The sequence below is a fragment of the Fluviispira multicolorata genome, assembly GCF_009208585.1.
In the GTDB taxonomy this organism is placed as follows: domain Bacteria; phylum Bdellovibrionota_B; class Oligoflexia; order Silvanigrellales; family Silvanigrellaceae; genus Silvanigrella; species Silvanigrella multicolorata.
Genome location: NZ_WFLN01000013.1, coordinates 393 through 1,129, shown reverse-complemented (window position 1 = coordinate 1,129; position 737 = coordinate 393). Strand labels below are relative to the sequence as shown.

The following is a 737-nucleotide window of genomic DNA, read 5'->3' as shown; positions in this document are numbered from 1 at the left end:
CTGTTGTTAAGAATGACGCAATAAGTGTTCTTAATCCTTTACCTGTCATTGAACAAAAAATCGCTGTTACAAAAAATGAAGTCTCTAATATAGAACCTCTGCCTAATATTAAAATTGAAGCCTCTATCCCAATTATTGCTAAAATTGAAAATCCTATCGCTAAAAAACCCGCTCTGATTATTTCTGAGGTTAAAGAATCTACACCAATTGTCCCTATAATTGAAGTATCTGCTCCAATTGCCGATAAAGTTCAAGAATCCACTTCGATTATTTCTAAAGTTGAATTAACTTCAAATATTAATGTTAAAGAAGAAGAACAAATCCCAATTATTTCAAACGCAGAAAATTCTAATCCTATTATTGCTAAAATTAAAGAATTTATCACTGGTTTTAATAAAGCCGAAGAAACTATTCCTGCAATAATAAATAATGAACAAGTAATTGCTGTTTCTCAAAGTAACAATGCTTTTGAACAAAAAATCGCTGTTACAAAAAATGACGTCTCTAATATAGAACCTCTGCCTAATAATAATATTGAAGCCACTAGCCCTATTATTGTCAAACTTGAAAATTCTATAGTTAAAGAACCCACTCTGATTATTTCTGAAGTTAAAGAATCTACACCAATTGTCCCTATAATTGAAGTATCTGCTCCAATTGCCGATAAAGTTCAAGAATCCACTTCGATTATTTCTAAAGTTGAATTAACTTCAAATATTAATGTTAAAGAAGAAGAA

The 737-nt window shown here is 30.0% G+C and carries 1 protein-coding gene; it reads left to right on the top strand.

Annotation, left to right across the window (positions count from 1 at the left end; translation table 11 throughout):
• The coding region (locus GCL57_RS14855; RefSeq protein ID WP_161597789.1) for a hypothetical protein at positions 1-737 on the top strand (737 nt) is incomplete at both ends.